18 protein-coding genes and 1 pseudogene are annotated in these 15,949 nt (G+C 72.7%); 12 read left to right on the top strand and 7 right to left on the bottom strand.

All coding sequences use genetic code 11. The features are described from left to right. Positions 1-129 precede the first annotated feature (129 nt). The 5 genes from H300_RS0114510 (at position 130) to H300_RS0114490 (ending at position 4,924) form a co-directional block, all read left to right on the top strand. The gene (locus tag H300_RS0114510; RefSeq protein WP_028428011.1) at positions 130-405 is read left to right on the top strand and encodes a MoaD/ThiS family protein; all 276 of its coding nucleotides are present in this window, start codon (positions 130-132) and stop codon (positions 403-405) included. Between the two features lie 415 nt (positions 406-820). Next, the gene (locus H300_RS0114505; RefSeq protein WP_003949956.1) at positions 821-1,024 is read left to right on the top strand and encodes a cold-shock protein; all 204 of its coding nucleotides are present in this window, start codon (positions 821-823) and stop codon (positions 1,022-1,024) included. A 340-nt stretch (positions 1,025-1,364) separates the two neighbouring features. Then, the gene (groL, locus tag H300_RS0114500) at positions 1,365-2,993 is read left to right on the top strand and encodes a chaperonin GroEL (protein ID WP_028428010.1); all 1,629 of its coding nucleotides are present in this window, start codon (positions 1,365-1,367) and stop codon (positions 2,991-2,993) included. A gap of 200 nt (positions 2,994-3,193) precedes the next feature. Next, positions 3,194-4,168, top strand: coding sequence for an LLM class F420-dependent oxidoreductase (locus H300_RS0114495; protein WP_028428009.1), 975 nt, complete (start codon positions 3,194-3,196; stop codon positions 4,166-4,168). Between the two features lie 222 nt (positions 4,169-4,390). Further along, complete coding sequence (locus H300_RS0114490) at positions 4,391-4,924, top strand: sugar O-acetyltransferase (protein ID WP_037980432.1); 534 nt, start codon at positions 4,391-4,393, stop codon at positions 4,922-4,924. Positions 4,925-5,147: 223 nt separating this feature from the next. On the opposite strand, the gene murQ is transcribed toward H300_RS0114490, so the two are convergent. Both murQ and H300_RS0114480 read right to left on the bottom strand, forming a co-directional pair. Continuing rightward, the gene (gene murQ / locus H300_RS0114485) at positions 5,148-6,146 is read right to left on the bottom strand and encodes an N-acetylmuramic acid 6-phosphate etherase (protein ID WP_028428007.1); all 999 of its coding nucleotides are present in this window, start codon (positions 6,144-6,146) and stop codon (positions 5,148-5,150) included. A 73-nt stretch (positions 6,147-6,219) separates the two neighbouring features. Continuing rightward, a complete protein-coding gene (locus H300_RS0114480; RefSeq protein WP_078515998.1) occupies positions 6,220-7,275 on the bottom strand; it encodes a MurR/RpiR family transcriptional regulator in 1,056 nt (351 codons plus the stop codon). Positions 7,276-7,446: 171 nt separating this feature from the next. Between H300_RS0114480 and H300_RS0114475 the strand changes: the two genes are divergently transcribed. Beyond that, complete coding sequence (locus H300_RS0114475) at positions 7,447-7,818, top strand: hypothetical protein (RefSeq protein ID WP_028428005.1); 372 nt, start codon at positions 7,447-7,449, stop codon at positions 7,816-7,818. Further along, positions 7,815-8,096 carry a DUF4031 domain-containing protein gene (locus tag H300_RS0114470; protein ID WP_028428004.1) on the top strand — a complete coding sequence of 94 codons (282 nt, stop codon included), beginning with the start codon at positions 7,815-7,817 and terminating at the stop codon, positions 8,094-8,096. Before H300_RS0114475 ends, H300_RS0114470 begins: the two co-directional genes overlap by 4 nt. Before the next feature lie 46 nt (positions 8,097-8,142). Here H300_RS0114470 and H300_RS26925 read toward each other — a convergent pair whose 3' ends face one another. Next, a complete protein-coding gene (locus tag H300_RS26925) occupies positions 8,143-8,586 on the bottom strand; it encodes an SDR family NAD(P)-dependent oxidoreductase (RefSeq protein WP_486583833.1) in 444 nt (147 codons plus the stop codon). Between H300_RS26925 and H300_RS32425 the strand changes: the two are divergent. Beyond that, positions 8,585-9,103, top strand: a pseudogene (locus tag H300_RS32425) (transposase); the annotation flags it as partial. The gene H300_RS26925 and the pseudogene H300_RS32425 sit on opposite strands and share 2 nt — an antisense overlap. Positions 9,104-9,326: 223 nt before the next feature. On the opposite strand, the gene H300_RS0114455 reads toward H300_RS32425, so the two are convergent. After that, positions 9,327-9,719, bottom strand: coding sequence for a winged helix-turn-helix transcriptional regulator (locus H300_RS0114455; RefSeq protein ID WP_028428003.1), 393 nt, complete (start codon positions 9,717-9,719; stop codon positions 9,327-9,329). Positions 9,720-9,831: 112 nt separating this feature from the next. Between H300_RS0114455 and H300_RS0114450 the strand changes: the two genes are divergently transcribed. Both H300_RS0114450 and H300_RS0114445 read left to right on the top strand, forming a co-directional pair. Continuing rightward, positions 9,832-10,206 (top strand): hypothetical protein, encoded by a 375-nt coding sequence (locus H300_RS0114450; RefSeq protein WP_028428002.1) that lies wholly within the window; start codon positions 9,832-9,834, stop codon positions 10,204-10,206. A gap of 869 nt (positions 10,207-11,075) precedes the next feature. After that, on the top strand, positions 11,076-11,312 hold the full coding sequence (locus H300_RS0114445; RefSeq protein ID WP_028428001.1) for a hypothetical protein: 237 nt from the start codon (positions 11,076-11,078) through the stop codon (positions 11,310-11,312). An 88-nt stretch (positions 11,313-11,400) separates the two neighbouring features. Here the strand turns inward: H300_RS0114445 and H300_RS26915 are convergent, their stop codons facing one another. Continuing rightward, on the bottom strand, positions 11,401-12,645 hold the full coding sequence (locus tag H300_RS26915; RefSeq protein WP_051270054.1) for a Cmx/CmrA family chloramphenicol efflux MFS transporter: 1,245 nt from the start codon (positions 12,643-12,645) through the stop codon (positions 11,401-11,403). 202 nt (positions 12,646-12,847) lie between these two features. Continuing rightward, entirely contained in the window at positions 12,848-13,411 is a 564-nt protein-coding gene (locus tag H300_RS0114435; RefSeq protein WP_028428000.1) for a TIGR03086 family metal-binding protein, read from the bottom strand. Positions 13,412-13,521: 110 nt separating this feature from the next. Here H300_RS0114435 and H300_RS26910 point away from each other — a divergent pair, with 110 nt between their 5' ends. Then, positions 13,522-14,328, top strand: coding sequence for a class I SAM-dependent methyltransferase (locus H300_RS26910; protein WP_051270050.1), 807 nt, complete (start codon positions 13,522-13,524; stop codon positions 14,326-14,328). An 88-nt stretch (positions 14,329-14,416) separates the two neighbouring features. On the opposite strand, the gene H300_RS0114425 is transcribed toward H300_RS26910, so the two are convergent. Then, positions 14,417-15,073, bottom strand: a complete 657-nt coding sequence (locus H300_RS0114425) for a hypothetical protein (RefSeq protein ID WP_028427999.1) — start codon at positions 15,071-15,073, stop codon at positions 14,417-14,419. 57 nt (positions 15,074-15,130) lie between these two features. Between H300_RS0114425 and H300_RS0114420 the strand changes: the two genes are divergently transcribed. Further along, complete coding sequence (locus H300_RS0114420) at positions 15,131-15,835, top strand: copper homeostasis protein CutC (protein WP_028427998.1); 705 nt, start codon at positions 15,131-15,133, stop codon at positions 15,833-15,835. The last annotated feature ends 114 nt before the right edge of the window (positions 15,836-15,949 follow it).

The following is a 15,949-nucleotide window of genomic DNA, read 5'->3' as shown; positions in this document are numbered from 1 at the left end:
GGGCACGGCCCTGACCTGTCCGGCCGACCCGGTCCCGTCCCTCCCGACACCCCGGCGGCGCGCCACCGCGCCCCACCGACTCCTTCGTCACCCCTTCTCACCCACGGCACGTCACAGAAGGTGAACCCGATGAGCGTTACCGTCCGCATCCCGACCATTCTGCGCACCTACACCGGCGGCAAGTCCGAGGTGTCCGCCGACGGCGCGACCCTCTCCGAGGTGCTGACCGACCTGGAGGAGAATTACCAGGGGATCGGCCCGCGGGTCCTGGACGACACCGGCAAGCTGCGCCGTTTCGTGAACGTCTACGTGAACGACGACGACGTGCGGTTCGCCGAGGGTCTCCAGACGCCCACCCCGGACGGCGCGGGTGTCTCGATCATCCCCGCGGTCGCCGGCGGCTGAACCCGCGGACCGGTACGAACCTTTCCTCCTGGATTGCCCCCTCCGCAGGACAAGCGGAGGGGGCAATTCCGTGCTCCGAGAGGCGATAGAATGGACCTCGCCCCCCTGAGCATCCCTGCCGCGCGCAGGTGAGAACGCGACAAGTTGTGCCCGAAAATGCTGACCCATTTGTCGGGTTGATCCGTTGTGCCCGGCCCGCCTTGCCCGGTTTCCTTCAGGTTCGGGGCGAAACATCCGCGTGCCGCCGCCCGGAATTCTCGTCGGATTGACCTGTTGCAGAGGGCGTCCGTGCAGATACATTCAGCGGCGGTCGACGCGTTCCGGCGCACACCCCACGACGCCTGTCGGGGGTGAGTTCTGACCCGAGGTCTGCGGAGTGCGGCCTCGCGCAGGGCCAGCAATAGGGGAGTTTGGGATGGCTCAGGGCACCGTCAAGTGGTTCAACGCGGAGAAGGGGTACGGCTTCATCGCGGTCGACGGTGGTGCGGACGTGTTCGTCCACTACAGCGCGATCCAGATGGACGGGTACCGCACCCTTGAGGAAGGGCAGCGAGTCGAGTTCGAGATCTCGCAGGGTCAGAAGGGGCCGCAGGCGGACATGGTCCGGGTGGCTGCCTGAGCGACGACCACACCACATCGTCACCGAAGGGTCCGCATCCCCCGCAGACGGGGATGCGGACCCTTCGGCGTGTCCGGCCGGCTTCGAGGGTCCGCCGCGCGGGGCGGCCGCTCCGCGCGGCGCGGCCGCGGGTCGCTTGCGGAATCGCCTCGGCCGCTTGCACTCTCGGGGGGCGAGTGCTAATCATTGGCGTTAGCACTCTGCGGGTTAGAGTGACAACGAAGGACCGGTTCGGTGAGGTCCGCAAGCCCGGGGGGAAGGAACCTCCGGGCGGGCAGGCCGTCCGTCGCGGGCGCCAGCGGTCCGGAGCAATCCACCCCGTCTGGGAGGACCACTTCACATGGCCAAAATCATCGCGTTCGACGAGGAGGCACGGCGCGGCCTCGAGCGCGGGATGAACCAGCTCGCCGACGCCGTCAAGGTCACACTCGGCCCCAAGGGCCGGAACGTCGTCCTCGAGAAGAAGTGGGGCGCCCCCACGATCACCAACGATGGTGTGTCCATCGCCAAGGAGATCGAGCTCGAGGACCCCTACGAGAAGATCGGCGCCGAGCTGGTCAAGGAGGTCGCCAAGAAGACGGACGACGTCGCCGGCGACGGCACGACGACCGCCACCGTCCTGGCGCAGGCGCTGGTCCGCGAGGGCCTCCGCAACGTGGCCGCCGGTGCCAACCCGATGGCGCTCAAGCGGGGCATCGAGCGGGCCACCGAGGCCGTCTCGGCTGCTCTGCTGGAGCAGGCCAAGGACGTCGAGACCAAGGAGCAGATCGCCTCCACGGCCTCCATCTCCGCCGCCGACACCCAGATCGGCGAGCTCATCGCCGAGGCGATGGACAAGGTCGGCAAGGAAGGCGTCATCACCGTCGAGGAGTCGCAGACCTTCGGTCTGGAGCTTGAGCTCACCGAGGGCATGCGCTTCGACAAGGGCTACATCTCGGCGTACTTCGCCACCGACATGGAGCGCATGGAGTCGTCGCTCGACGACCCGTACATCCTGATCGTCAACAGCAAGATCAGCAACGTGAAGGACCTCCTTCCGCTGCTGGAGAAGGTCATGCAGTCCGGCAAGCCGCTGCTGATCATCGCTGAGGACGTCGAGGGCGAGGCGCTGTCCACGCTCGTCGTCAACAAGATCCGCGGCACCTTCAAGTCCGTGGCCGTCAAGGCGCCGGGCTTCGGCGACCGCCGCAAGGCCATGCTCGGCGACATCGCCATCCTCACCGGTGGCCAGGTCATCTCCGAGGAGGTCGGCCTCAAGCTGGAGAACGCCGGCCTGGAGCTGCTGGGCCGCGCCCGCAAGGTCGTCATCACCAAGGACGAGACCACCATCGTCGACGGTGCCGGCGACAGCGACCAGGTCCAGGGCCGGGTCAACCAGATCCGTGCCGAGATCGACAACTCCGACTCGGACTACGACCGTGAGAAGCTCCAGGAGCGTCTCGCGAAGCTGGCCGGCGGCGTGGCCGTCATCAAGGCCGGCGCCGCGACCGAGGTGGAGCTCAAGGAGCGCAAGCACCGCATCGAGGACGCGGTGCGCAACGCCAAGGCCGCCGTCGAGGAGGGCATCGTCGCCGGCGGTGGCGTCGCCCTGCTCCAGGCCTCCAGCGTCTTCGAGAAGCTGGAGCTGGAGGGCGACGAGGCCACCGGTGCGCAGGCCGTCAAGCTCGCCCTGGAGGCCCCGCTCAAGCAGATCGCCGTCAACGGTGGTCTGGAGGGCGGCGTCGTGGTCGAGAAGGTCCGCAACCTCACTGTGGGCCACGGCCTGAACGCTGCGACCGGCGAGTACGTCGACATGATCGCCGAGGGCATCATCGACCCCGCCAAGGTCACCCGTTCCGCGCTGCAGAACGCGGCGTCCATCGCCGCGCTCTTCCTCACCACCGAGGCAGTCATCGCGGACAAGCCGGAGAAGGGCGGAGCCGGCGCTCCGGACCCGACCGGCGGCATGGGCGGTGGCATGGACTTCTGATCCCCTCGGGGATCGGCGGTCCGGCGCTCCCGCGCCGGGCGCGCCCCGTGAGAGCGGGCGCGCCGTGCGCGGGCGAACCGTACGGCGGGGGGCGGTATCCGGGTTCCGGATGCCGCCCTCCGGCATGTCCGGTGTCCTGCTCCCTCTCCGCCGCGTCTTGGCCGGGTTTCCCTCGGGGGCGAGTGGGGGACCCGGTGAAAATGGTGCAATTCGGCTACACGATGATGACCGAGCAGGCCGGCCCCAAGGACTTGGTCGACCACGTCGTCCAGGCGGAGCGGGCGGGTTTCGACTTCACCGTCACCTCCGACCACTACTCTCCGTGGCTCACCTCGCAGGGGCACTCCCCGTACGCGTGGGCGGTCCTCGCCGCCGCCGCCCAGGTCACCGAACGCATCCCGCTGATGACGTACGTGACCTGCCCGACGGTGCGCTACCACCCGGCGATCGTCGCCCAGAAGGCCGCGACCCTCCAACTGCTGGCCGAGGGGCGCTTCCGCCTCGGGCTCGGCGCGGGGGAGAACCTGAACGAGCACGTGGTCGGGGGCGGCTGGCAGCCGGCCGACGTCCGGCACGAGATGCTGTCCGAGGCCGTGGACATCATCCGCAAGCTCTTCGCCGGCGGTTACGTCAACCACCGCGGCACGCACTACCAGGTCGAGTCCGCGAAGCTGTGGGACCTCCCGGACGAGGTGCCGCCGATCGGTCTCGCTGTCTCCGGCGAGCAGTCCTGCGCGCTGGCCGGACGACTCGCGGACCTGTTGATCGCCACCGAGCCGAAGACGGAGCTGCTGGAGGCGTTCAGCCGGCACGGGGGCGCGGGGAAGCCGCGCATCGGCCAGCAGCCCATCTGCTGGGACCCCGACCGCAAGGCAGCCGTCGCCCGGGCCCACGACCAGTTCCGCTGGTTCGGCGGGGGCTGGAAGGTCAACTCGGAGCTGCCCGGGCCTGCTGCGTTCGCCGGTGCCACCCGGTTCGTCCGTGAGGAGGACGTCGCCGAGTCGATCCCCTGCGGCGACGACCCGGACGACTTCGTCGCCGCCCTCGCGCCCTTCGTCGAGGCGGGGTTCAGCGAGCTCGCGGTCGTCCAGGTCGGCGGCGACACCCAGCCCTCCTTCCTGCGCTGGGCCGAGGAGACCCTCCTCCCGGCACTCCGCAGCACCTGGCCCTCCTGACGGTCGCGGCCGTCCGGGGACCGCGCCCCACCGCGGGAGAGCCCGGACGGCCCGGCCAGTGCCCCTCGGACGCGTCCCGCCGGTGGTCGTGCCGGGTTCCGGTCGCCCCGGAACTGCCCGTAGCGTGGGGGGAGGAGCGCCGACCCCCGCAGCGGGCCCGGCTACGACCGGGGCCCCGGCGGCCCCTCGGGAGGACCAGACGTGGCCAGCCAGAAGGAACGCATGCTCGCGGGCGAGCTGTTCCGGTCCGACGCCCCGGAGCTGGAAGCGGACCTCAAGCGTGCCGCGCTGCTGAGCGAGCGCTACAACGCCAGCAGCGCCGAGGACCCGCAGGCCCGGCGGGCGCTGCTCAAGGAACTGCTCGGCGGCGTCGGCGAGGACGTGGAGATCCGTCCGGCCCTGCACGTCGACTACGGCTACCGGATCACGATCGGCCCGCGCACCTTCATCAACGTCGGCACCGTGCTGCTGGACGTCGCGCCGATCACCATCGGTGCCGACGTCCAGGTCGGTCCCCACACGCAGCTCCTCACTCCGACGCACCCGATCGAGCCGGAGGCGCGGCGGGCCAAGTGGGAGGCCGCCAAGCCGATCACCATCGGCGACAACGTCTGGCTCGGTGGCGGCGTCCTCGTCTGCCCGGGCGTGACGATCGGGGAGAACACCGTCGTCGGTGCCGGAGCGGTCGTCACCCGCGACCTGCCCGCCGACGTCGTTGCCGTCGGCAACCCGGCCCGGGTGACGCACGAGATCTGAGCCCCGGCCGTCGCTGTCTCTTCCCTCGCGGACGAGTCGACCGCCCGGCCCGGTTCCCCCGTCCTGTCTGCCGCGGCTGCCGCTCGCGCCGCGGACCGTGACGGTGCTGCTGGCCGGCTCGCTGTTCGTGCAGGACGTGATGGTCCGACGGGTGGACGGGTGGACGGGTGGACGGGTGGACGGATGGACGGGTGGACGGGTGGACGGGTGGACGGGTGCCGCGTCAAGCGGTCCCGGGGCCCGTGCCGGTCGCGGCCTCCAGGGCCGGACGGAGGTGGCCCGCGGAGGCGCTGAGCAGCCGGGTGGCAGTGGCGGCGTCCACGTCGGCGAGCAGCGACAGGACGGCGGGCTTCACCTCGCCACCGGTGGCCAGCAGCGCGTCGGTGATCTCCGTGTCGGACGCGCCGGTGGCCTGCGCCACGATGCGGTGGGAGCGTGCCCGGAGCTTCTCGTTCGACGCCCGGACGTCGACCATCAGGTTCCCGTAGGTCTTGCCCAGTCGGATCATGGTGAGCGTGGAGAGCATGTTCAGGACGAGCTTCTGCGCGGTGCCGGCCTTCAGCCGGGTCGACCCGGCGATCAACTCGGGCCCGGTGACGACCTCGATGCCGTGCTCGGCCGCCGCGGCCAGCGGCGAGTCCTCGTTGCAGGCGAGGCCGACGGTGAGCGCGCCCGCCGCCCGGGCGTGCTCGACGGCGCCGACGGCGTAGGGGGTGCGCCCGGAGGCGGAGATGCCGACGACGGTGTCCTCGGGTGTCAGCGCCAGCGCCGTCAGATCGGCGACGGCGAGGCCGGCCCGGTCCTCGGCGCCCTCGACGGCGGTGACCATCGCGGCCGGGCCGCCTGCGACCAGACCGACGACCTCCCCGGGACGGGTGTTGAACGTCGGCGGGCACTCGCCGGCGTCGAGGACGCCAAGCCGTCCCGCCGTGCCGGCCCCGGCGTAGACGAGCCGTCCGCCGCGGGCCATCCGTGCGGCCACGGCGTCCACGGCGGCGGCGATCTGCGGCAGGCGTGCGGAGACGGCCGCCGGAACCGAGGCGTCCTCGGTGTTCATCAGCCGGGCGATTTCCTGAGTGGGCAGCCGGTCGATCCCGGCGAGCTCCGGGCGGTACGCCTCGGTGGCCAGCCGGTCCAGTTGAGCACGCAGCTCGTCGGAGCCGGGGTCGCGTGCGGGGTCGGAGCCAGGGCCGGGGTCGGGCGCGGAGGTGGAGGCGTTCATGGTGGTGCGGCTCTCTCGTGCCGGGGCCGGGCGTCCGTGGCCGGGTGGCCGGTGTGCGTGCGGTGGGGGAGGGTCAGTGGGGGCCCGGGGTGTGCCGGTGGGCGAGGGCCTCGTAGGAGGCGGCGAGCGCCGGGGCGGCGGTGGTGTAGGTGTGCTGGGCGACGCCGACGAAGAGGCAGTCCACCACGAGCAACTGGCCGGTGCGGCTCGACATGGCCGCGGGACGCAGCACGTTCTCCCGTGTGGGGGAGGTGACGAGCAGGTGGTCGGCGTACGTGGCCATGCCGCCGTCCGGTCCGCCGGTGACGGCGACGGTGGTGGCGCCGTTGTCGAAGGCGACCCGCAGCGGCTCGATGACGTCCACGGTGCGCCCGGAGTGGCTGACCGCCACCGCCACGTCGCCGGCCGCCAACTGCACGGCGTTGGTGACGGCGAGGTGCGGGTCGGCGTGGGCCTGCGCGAGCAGGCCGATCCGCAGCAGTTTCTGCGCCAGGTCCTGGGCCACGAGTCCGGAGGCGCCCACGCCGTAGACGTCCACCCGGCGGGCGGCGGCCAGCGCGATCACCGCGGCCTCCACTTGGCCCGGGTCCAGGCGGGCCGCGGTCTCCGCGAGGGTGCGGCGCTCGTCGTCCGCGAGTCTCGCGATGACCTGGTCCATCGGGTCGTCGGCCGCGATGTCCGCCGTGACGGCGGGGGCCGCTCCGGACGACTCCCGGGCTGCGTGCCCGGCGAGCGCCATCCGCAGGTCGCGGTACCCGGGGGAGCCGAGCAGGCGGGAGGCGCGGACGACGGTGGCCTCGCTGGTGCCGGTGCGCTCGGCCAGGCCGGTGACGGTGAGGGTCGCGCAGCCTGCCGGAGCGGCGGCCACCGTCTCGGCCACGCGCTGCACGGAGCGGGTCATCGAGGGGGCGAGGGTGCGCACCTTCGCGGCCAGTGCCCGGGTCCCGGGCGGCGGGCCGCCCGGGACCGGCGCCTGCCGTCCCGCCGGCACCCCGCCCGCCGGCGGGGCGATGGCGCTCGCGGACGGCCGGACCGCGGGAGGCGTGCGCACGGCGGGGCGTGCGGGGCTCGCGGCCTCGCGGGCGCCGGAGTGGTTGCCGGGAGCGCGCCGGTGGGGGGTGTCCTTCATGCTGCTCCGTCTGCTCTGGGAAGGGTGGGTTCACCGCTTGTTCACCGCAGGGAGTCGCCTGTTCCGCACACCGAGCCCCCGCAGTTCCCTTCTGCCCGCGCGGCGGGCCGCAATGCGGACGGCTGTGCCCGGCCGGGCCGCCGGCCCGGCCGGGAATGGTCCAATGGACGGATGGAGCTGGAAGAGGCACTGCACCGGGCCCGCGCCCTGATCCTCGCCGACCTCACCGCGGAGGACGTCGCGGGCGCCGACACGGTGTCGCTGGTCGAGGAGTCGGTGACGCACCGCCGCTGGTGGGTGGAGCAGTGGCCGCAGGGCGCGGCGTACGTCGCCGGGCTGGTCGCGCAGGACGTCCAGGACGCCCTGCTGGACCGCTACGGCCGCTGGCCGCTGTGCCCGCTCTGCGGGGACGCTCCGGGCGGTCCGGTGGGCGGCCCGCACGCTCTGGACGTCGAACCGGAACTCGGCGAGGACCCGCACTGGGTCTGCACCGAGACGGCCACCGCGGTCGCTCCCGTCGGCGGTCTGGCGACCCGCGCGTGACGCTGTACATCGACCCGCCGAGCTGGCCCGGGCACGGCCGGATGTGGTCCCACCTGGTCAGCGACGTGTCGTTCGCGGAGCTGCACGCCTTCGCGGCCGGCCTCGGCGCCCCGCGCCGGGCGTTCGACGGGGACCACTACGACCTCCCCTCCGACCACTACGCCGAGGCCGTACGGCTCGGGGCCGTGGAGGTCGGCAGCAAGGAACTGGTCCGCCGGATCACCGCCGCCGGTCTGCGCCGCCCCAAGGGCCGGCCGACCCCCCGCCCGCCCGGCTGAGGGGCCTTCCACGCCCGGTGCCGCTCGTCGCGGTACGGCGTTCGGCCTACTCGCCGTGCGGGGCCGCACCGTTGAGCGCCTCGACCACGTGGCCGTAGTCGCCGCGGGCCTCGCCGTAGCGCAGGAACTTCACACGCTCGACCCGGATCTCCTTGGCGTCCGGCCGGGTTTCGAGCAGTCCGGCGACCTCCTCGACGAACGCGTCGAGCGGCATGGCCAGCTCGTTCTCCTCGTGCCCGGGCAGCAGCGCGGTGCGCACGGCCGGCGGTTCGAGTTCGACGATCCGCACCGGGGTGTCGGCGAGCTGGAGCCGTACGGACTCGCTGAGCATGTGGATCGCCGCCTTCGACGCGTTGTAGCTCGGCGTGATCCGGAGAGGCGTGAACGCCAGTCCCGAGGAGACGGTCATGACGGTGGCGTCCGGTTGCGCCTGCAGATGGGCGATGAACGTGGCGATGAGCCGGATCGGGCCGAGCACGTTCGTCGTCATGGTGGGTTCGGCGGAGGCGAGGAGCGACCGCCAGCCCTGCAAGAGCGACGTGTCCGACGAGCGGCGGGCCCTGATCGAGTCCGTCGTCGCCTCCTGGAAGGCCAGGCGTCCTCCGTCAGTGGCCATCAGGGTGCCCACGGGATGCGGGAGATCGTCAACGCCCTGCTCTACCGGTCCCGTACCGGCTGCCCGTGGGACGACCTCCCCACGGCCTGCCCCCGTTCGGTGCGGTGACGTACGACGTCCACACGTGGCGCGACGACGGCACCGACCGGACCATCCACGAACTGCTGCGCTGGCAGGTCCGCGAGAGCCGGGGGCGCAGGGCCGCCCCGAGCCTGGTGGTGCGCGATACCCAGAGCCTGCACGTGGCCGCCGGGGTGCCGACGGCTGACACCACCGGAGGGGACGCGGCAAGAAAGTCCCAGGCCGCAAGCGGGGCCTGACAGTTGACGTTCTCGTTCTGGTGATCGCGGTGGTGGTGCCGGCCGCGTCCGCGCACGGAAACGCCGCCGGCCGCGAAGCTGCCGGACCATCCGACCTCCCGGCAGATCATGGCGGTGTTCGCCGCGGCCGACGCCCCGCTGCGGGCCCGGTCGGTCTGCGAGGCGAGGGCTCCGGAGATCGCGCCCGGCAACGTCAACGACGTCCGGCCGAAGCGCAAACGGCCGGCCGGACGCGGCATCCTGACAGGGCCCGAGCAGGGGTTGTTCACCCCGTCACGGCCATGGCCGGCCATGTCACACCGCACGGGCGGAGTCGAACCGGCGCCGAGCCTCCTCGATGTGGTCCAGATAGGTACGGGTCCAGGCGCACATACCGTTGACCGTGGCGCGCAGTGCCTGGCCGGCTTCGGTGAGGCGGTATTCGACACGGGGCGGCACCACCGGATGAACGGTCCTGTCGACCAGCCCGTCCCGTTCGAGGTGCCGCAGTGTCTGGGACAGCATCTTGTGACTGATGCCTCCGACCTGCGTCTGCAGCTCGGTGAACCGCAGGGTGCGGTCGGCCAGGACGTTGATGAGCAGCAACGCCCATTTGTTGGCCACACCCGCGAAGATCTCACGGGCCAGCGAGTCGGCGCGGGTGAGATCCGTGTCGGCCGGATCACGGGCGGGATGCTTGGTTACCACGAGGTGCCCCTCTCACGGAAAGGTGCGTTCTTCCAGTTCGGAGCATACTCTCCTACGGTTAGTCCGTATCTGCTGGAAACCACGGCAACCTGAGCGGACCCCTGGAGCAACGATGATCCTCAAGACGTACGCCCGCCTTTGGGCCGACGACCTGAGCACGACCCTCCCCCTGCTGGAACGCCTGACGGGAACGCGTCCGGACTTGCACTTCTCCTTCGACGAGATCGAGCTCGCCGCCATCGGTGACTTCCTGGTCATCGCCGGACCCGCCGGGGAACGCGCTCGGTATGCCCACGCCACGGCCACAGTGGTTGTCTCCGACCTGGACGAGGCGCGCGTGGCACTGGACGAGGCAGGCGCCGAGATCACCACAGAGGAGGCAACCAGCGCAACCGGCCGCTTCCTCTACGCCCGTCATCAGGGCGGAGTGGAGGCCGAGTACGTCGAATGGAAGCCGGAGGTGCGGCATCAGGTACTCGGTGCGTAGGTGTCGGCAGGCTCCTTCGGGGGGTCAGTCGAGATACGTCCGGAAGGGATAGCAGCCCGATCCTGAGCGGGTGACTGGTGCTTGCGGGGCCGCTATCGGCGGGGGCGCCGGTGTCGCGGAAGGTGTGCATGGTGGGGTCGTTGTTGATGGCCGGGGCCTGGCGGATCGCACCGGGGACGGTGGCGGGCAGGGTGTCGGGCCAGTCGTCGGCTTCGACGTGGTGGTGCTGGCCGGCGAACCATACGGTGGCCAGGAGCGAGGCAGCAGTGCGCTGGTGGAGGTGTTCGCGCATGCCGCCCTGGCGGGCGGTGGTCCCGGCGGCCTGCTCGATCTGTACGCGGGCGGCTTTCTCCAGGTCCGGCTGGAGCGGGCCGTGGCCGTACTGGATGAGTTTCATGCCCTCGCGGGCGAGGTGGTCCAGGAGGCGTTCGTAGGTCTCCCAGTCCTTGCCGCCGGCCTGGGCGTACTTGATGAGCATCGAGGTGATGTCCGCGATCCGGTTGGTCTGGCCGGTGAACTGCTCGACGAGGAGTGCCACCTGCTCGTTGCTCAGGTTTCCGTCACGGCCGGGCTGCTTGCTGCTGTCGGTCACGGGTGTCGAGCGCAGAGGCCGTGCGGCCGGTGCGCACGGGGGTTCTCCAGGGCCGTCGTAACGGCTGGTGATCACCCTGGTACGGTCCCGCCCCGAAGAGATCGTTTTCGTACCAGGGGCGGGAACCGGCGGCGTGACCTCGTAGAACGGACCGCGTATCCGCGCTTCAAGCGGCTGATGCCGGTGCGGGGGATGCATGTCTTCTTCACCCCCAAGCCCGAGGAAGTGGTCTGGGTGCGGGAGCGGACCCGCTCCGATGAGCATCTGCTCGCCCTAGATGCTGCTGTGGACCGTCGCCGCGGCGACCTTCCTCGTCGGGGAGGGGGCCGGGCGGTGCGGCGGGCTCACCGGTGACGAGCTGGACCCCTGCCGGAGCGCGGGCGAGGTGGGCGCGGGCGTCGAGGTGACCGTCGTGGTGTTCCTGTGGGCGACCGGGGTGCTGCTCCTCGGCGTGCTGTGGCGGCTGACGTACCCGGGCTCCCGGCGCCCGTACGGCCGCCGTCCCCGGCGCTGAGCCGACGGACCGGCGCACTCGGACCGGGGCGGGCGCCCCGGCGCGGCCCTGCGCGGAGGCTCGGTGGGAGTGAGCGGGGGCGGGCTGCTCAGCGGGACGTGCCGACGGGGTCGGCGGCAGGCCCGGCGGCGGTGGGCGGCGGCTCCGGCGCGCGGACGGTGTGCGGTCCGGCGCCGGTCGCCGCTGTGCGCCGGGTCCGCGAGGCGACCACCGTGCCGAGCCCGGCGAGCGCGGCCAGCAGCGCCCCCGTCCAGGCGACGCTCCGGTAGCCCCAGCCCGCGCTGATCACCAGGCCGCCGAGCCACGGGCCCAGGGTGTTGCCGATGTTGAACGCGGCCGTGGTGGTGGCACCGGCGAGAGTGGGGGCGGCGTGCGCCACGTCGAACATCCGGGCGTTCAGCGCGGGTGCGGTGAAGAACGCCGCCACACCGAGCAGCAGCGACAGCCCGATCGCCGCTGCCGGGAGCTGTGCGGTGAGCGCCAGCAGGACGAGCACAGCGGTGCCGGACAGGATGCCGATGTACATCGTGCCGAAGAGGTGGGCGTCGGCGAACCGGCCGCCGAGCACCGTGCCCAGGAGCGCCCCCACGCCGAAGAGGGCGAGTACGGTCGGCACCCAGCTCTCGTCCAGCCCGGCGGTGTCGGTGAGCAGCGGGGACAGGTAGGAGAAGACCGCGAAGACGGCGGCGCCGTTGAGCGCGGTGACGGAGAGGGCCAGCCACACCTGCGGGTCGGCGTAGATCCGGATCTCCCTGCGGAGCATCGGCCGGTCCGCTCCCGTCGCCGGCCGGGTGCGCGGCACCAGCGCCACCACGCCGACCAGGCCGATCGCCGAGAGGGCGGCGACCGCCCAGAAGGCCGCCCGCCAGCCCCAGTGCTGGCCCAGGAAGGCGCCCGCGGGGACGCCGAGGACGTTGGCGACGCTGAGCCCGCCCACCATCACGGCCATGGCGCGGGCCCGGGACGTGACCGGTACCAGGGAGACGGCCACCGCCGCGCCGACGGCCCAGAACCCCGCGCAGGCCAGTGCGCTGACCACGCGGGAGGCGAAGAGGATCTCGTAGGTGGGGGCGACTGCTCCGGCCACCTGCCCCAGACCGAAGACGGCGAGCAGCGCGATCAGGGTGGTGCGGCGCGGCAGCCGGATGGTCGCCGCGGCCAGCACGGGCGCCCCCACCACCATGCCGACGGCGAAGGCGGATATCAGCAGCCCCGCCCGCGGAATGCTGACCCCCAGGTCCCCGGCGAGCGGCTGGAGGAGGCCGGAGAGCATGAACTCGCTGGTGCCCAGGGCGAACACCGACAGGCCGAGCACGTGGACCGCGAGGGGCATCCGGCCACCGGACGCCCCCTTCGCGGGAGCCGCGGATACGGAGTCCGGCTCGGAGGGCCGGTCCGGCTCGGCAGGGCGGGCGGCAGCGCGGGACGGGCCGGCGTCCGCGGGCGTGTCCGGTGCGGCGTTCGGTTCAGGGGGCACGACCAGCGGGAACACGCGCAGGTGCTGCTTCATTCCCGACCGACCGCTGGGCCGGGGGTTACGGACGGCGGCCGAGGAGGCCCAGCAGGCGGTCCTGAGCGAAAGCGGAGTCGGGCACCGGCACCGGCGGGTCGAACAGACCGCTGCCCTGGAGGGCGTCGACGGACGGGAGGACACGGGCGTGGACGGCCGCGGCCAGCTCCGGGTCGAGTTGTTCGTCGGTGCCACTGCCGCGGGCCAGGTCCCAGGCGTGCACGGTGAGGTCGGTGGTCATCTGCCAGGCGTACTCGGTCGCCGAACCCCGTCCGGCGGAGGTGTGCACGGACAGGTCGAGTGCGCCGGGCCGGTGGAAGGCGGGTACCGAGTCGGCGGTGGCCCGCTCCCAGGCGCCGACGGGGTCGTCGCTCAGCAGGTCGCCGTCGAACCGGTCGCCCACCTCCTCCGTCGTCGCGCCGCGCAGCAGCAGCGGCGCCCACAGGTGCTCGTACACCAGATGCGCCACCAGGTCCCGTACGGTCCAGCCGGTGCACGGGGTGGGGGCCGTCCATCGGTCGGCCGGCACCTCGTGCACCCGGCGGTCGAATGCGGCGTGCGCCCGGTCGAATGCTTCGAGGAGTTCCATGGCTCCCAGGCTGCCAGCCCGAGCCGGGTCGTGCCCGGTGATGACCCGCGCCACGGCCGCCGCACGGAAATCCGGGTGAGGCGGGCGGCCGCGGCTGCCATGCTCGGGGTATGAGACCCACCTTCGACGCCCTGGTCCGTGATGCCGAGGCCGCTCCGATGGAGGGTTGGGACTTCTCCTGGCTCGACGGCCGCGCCACCGAGGAGCGTCCCTCCTGGGGGTACCAGCGCGCCCTGGGCGAGCGGATGGCCCGGGCCACTGCCGCCCTGGACCTCCAGACCGGCGGCGGGGAGGTGCTGCTCGGGGTGCCTCGACTTCCCGTGCCGACGGTGGCGACGGAGGCGTGGCCGCCGAACGCCGCGCGGGCCACCGCGCTGCTCCGGCCCCGCGGGGTCGCGGTGGTGGCGACCCCGGACGGGCCGCCGCTGCCCTTCGCCGACGGTGCCTTCGACCTGGTGGTGAGCAGGCATCCGGTGGCCGTCCACTGGCCGGAGATCGCGCGGGTGCTGGCCCCCGGCGGCACCTACTTCTCCCAGCAGGTCGGTCCGGAGAGCGGCTTCGAGCTGGTGGAGTTCCTGTGCGGACCGCTTCCCGCGGAGAGCCGGCGCGCCCGCCGGCCCGGGGACGCGGCAGCGGCGGCCGGCGCAGCGGGGCTCGACGTCGCCGACCTGCGGTCCGAGCGGCTGCGGATGGAGTTCTTCGACATCGGGGCCGTCGTCTGGTTCCTGCGGAAGGTGATCTGGCTGGTGCCCGGTTTCACCGTGCACCGGTACCGCGACCGGCTGGAGGAACTGGACGCGCGGATGCGTCGCGAGGGTTCCTTCGTCGCGCACTCGGCCCGCTTCCTGATCGAGGCCCGTATGCCGGACGCCGGGCAGGCCGCGGCCCGCGTGCCGGTCGCCGGTGCGCACACCTGAGCGGGCCGCACCGTGGGGCACCGGCATCCGTTCCGCCCCCCCCCGGACCCGTGCCGGTGGCGGGGCGTACGCGGACCACGGACCCGGCTCAGGCGCTCAGCAGGTCCAGCTCGGTGGCCAGGTTGCGGCGGGCGGCGTGCTCCCAGCGCCGCACCCCGTACGGAGTGTGGAAGAGCTGCGGCAGGTCGAGCAGTTGCCGCAGGACCGCAGCCCTGCCGGGGAGGAAGACCTCGTCCGGTAGGAAGCCGTACTCCTGCCGGACCGCAGCCGCGTACTCGGCGTACTCGGTCGGGGAGCCGGCGAGCACGGCGAGGTCGGCGTCGCAGAGCGCCTCGCCGTTCGTGTCGCCCTCGGCCGGATCGTGGGTGACGGTCAGCCGTACGAGCCGGGCGACCTCGGCTGTGCGGTCGGCGGGGACTCCGGCCTCGGGGAGGGCGCGTTCGGCGAGGGCGGCACTGCGCTCCTCGTTCTCGCTACGGTCCGGTCGGTAGACCGCGTCGTGGAACCAGACGGCCAGCAGGACGGCGTCCGCGTCGGAGGCGTGGGCGCCCAGCTCGTCCACCCGGTCCAGCACCGACCGCAGGTGGGCGGCGGTGTGGTAGCGGCGCTGCGGTTCGGCCCAGCGCCCCAGCAGATCGCGTCCGTAAAGAGCGGGGTCGGGGGCCTGGGCGCCGCCTCGCGCCCGGACGAGGAGGCTGTTCCATCGGGAGAGCAGGGCGGCGTGGTCGGTTGTGTCGTCAGCCATGGTGACAATTGTGTGGTGCATCTTCCCGTGATGCGCAGGCTGTGGCACTCTTTCTACATGTCTAGACCAATTCTTGAAGTGATCGCGTTCGACGTGGAGGACGCCGTCGCGGCAGAGGCAGGGGGTGCCGACCGCCTCGAACTGGTCACCGACATCGCGGCGGACGGCCTGACTCCGTCCACGGAGACCTTCGCCGCGGTGCGGGCGGCGGTCTCCCTCCCGGTCCGGGTGATGCTGCGCGCGGCGGACGGGTTCGCCGCCGGGGACGCCGCGACGGTGGACTCGCTCCGGGCGCAGGCCCAGTTGCTGCGGGCCGAGGGCGCCGACGAGTTCGTCCTCGGCTTCCTCGACGACACCGGACGACCCGACCTGCACGCCGTCGGCGCGCTGCTGGAGGTCGTGGCCGGTGCCCGCTGGACCTTCCACCGGGCCCTCGACCGGGCGGTCGACCGCGCCTCGCTCCGCAAGTCCCTCGCCGACACCGAGGGGCTGGACACGTATCTGACGGCCGGCGCGGCGACCGGCGTGGACGACGGCCTCCCGGTACTGCGCGAGGAGGCGGCGCGGACGGCCGCGGGAGAGCCGGGCTACCGGCCGCGCATCCTCGTCGGCGGCGGCCTGCGGCTGGAGCACCTCGTGGAACTGCGGGCTGCCGGGCTGGACGCCTTCCACATCGGCGGCGCGGCCCGTCCCACGGGCTGGGGCGCGCCGGTGGACGCGGCAGCGGTCCGCCGCTGGCGCACGGCGCTCGACGCGGACTGACCGCACCCGGACGGGCCGCCCGGCCCGTCCCGCGGGGCAGGTCTCCGGGTGGAGGCGGCACACGCGGTTCCGGGTGCCCGGCACGGGTGCTGTGGCGCGGAGCCGGGGCGGAGT

It is taken from the genome of Streptomyces sp. TAA040, from assembly GCF_000424845.1.
The sequence above is the reverse complement of the archived record's forward strand: the minus strand, read 5'-3'. Positions and strand labels throughout refer to the sequence as shown.

Coding starts and splice junctions, on each gene's coding strand:
- H300_RS0114480 (WP_078515998.1), bottom strand. CDS start 7,275: ATGAAGGACACCCCCCACCGGCGCGCTCCCGGCAACCACTCCGGCGCC.
- H300_RS26925 (WP_486583833.1), bottom strand. CDS start 8,586: ATGACGACGAACGTGCTCGGCCCGATCCGGCTCATCGCCACGTTCATC.
- H300_RS0114425 (WP_028427999.1), bottom strand. CDS start 15,073: ATGGCTGACGACACAACCGACCACGCCGCCCTGCTCTCCCGATGGAAC.
- H300_RS26910 (WP_051270050.1), top strand. CDS start 13,522: ATGAGACCCACCTTCGACGCCCTGGTCCGTGATGCCGAGGCCGCTCCG.
- groL (WP_028428010.1), top strand. CDS start 1,365: ATGGCCAAAATCATCGCGTTCGACGAGGAGGCACGGCGCGGCCTCGAG.
- H300_RS0114510 (WP_028428011.1), top strand. CDS start 130: ATGAGCGTTACCGTCCGCATCCCGACCATTCTGCGCACCTACACCGGC.
- H300_RS26915 (WP_051270054.1), bottom strand. CDS start 12,645: ATGCCCCTCGCGGTCCACGTGCTCGGCCTGTCGGTGTTCGCCCTGGGC.
- H300_RS0114495 (WP_028428009.1), top strand. CDS start 3,194: ATGGTGCAATTCGGCTACACGATGATGACCGAGCAGGCCGGCCCCAAG.
- H300_RS0114445 (WP_028428001.1), top strand. CDS start 11,076: ATGCTGCTGTGGACCGTCGCCGCGGCGACCTTCCTCGTCGGGGAGGGG.
- H300_RS0114420 (WP_028427998.1), top strand. CDS start 15,131: ATGTCTAGACCAATTCTTGAAGTGATCGCGTTCGACGTGGAGGACGCC.
- H300_RS0114490 (WP_037980432.1), top strand. CDS start 4,391: ATGCTCGCGGGCGAGCTGTTCCGGTCCGACGCCCCGGAGCTGGAAGCG.
- H300_RS0114505 (WP_003949956.1), top strand. CDS start 821: ATGGCTCAGGGCACCGTCAAGTGGTTCAACGCGGAGAAGGGGTACGGC.
- murQ (WP_028428007.1), bottom strand. CDS start 6,146: ATGAACGCCTCCACCTCCGCGCCCGACCCCGGCCCTGGCTCCGACCCC.
- H300_RS0114450 (WP_028428002.1), top strand. CDS start 9,832: ATGATCCTCAAGACGTACGCCCGCCTTTGGGCCGACGACCTGAGCACG.
- H300_RS0114435 (WP_028428000.1), bottom strand. CDS start 13,411: ATGGAACTCCTCGAAGCATTCGACCGGGCGCACGCCGCATTCGACCGC.
- H300_RS0114475 (WP_028428005.1), top strand. CDS start 7,447: ATGGAGCTGGAAGAGGCACTGCACCGGGCCCGCGCCCTGATCCTCGCC.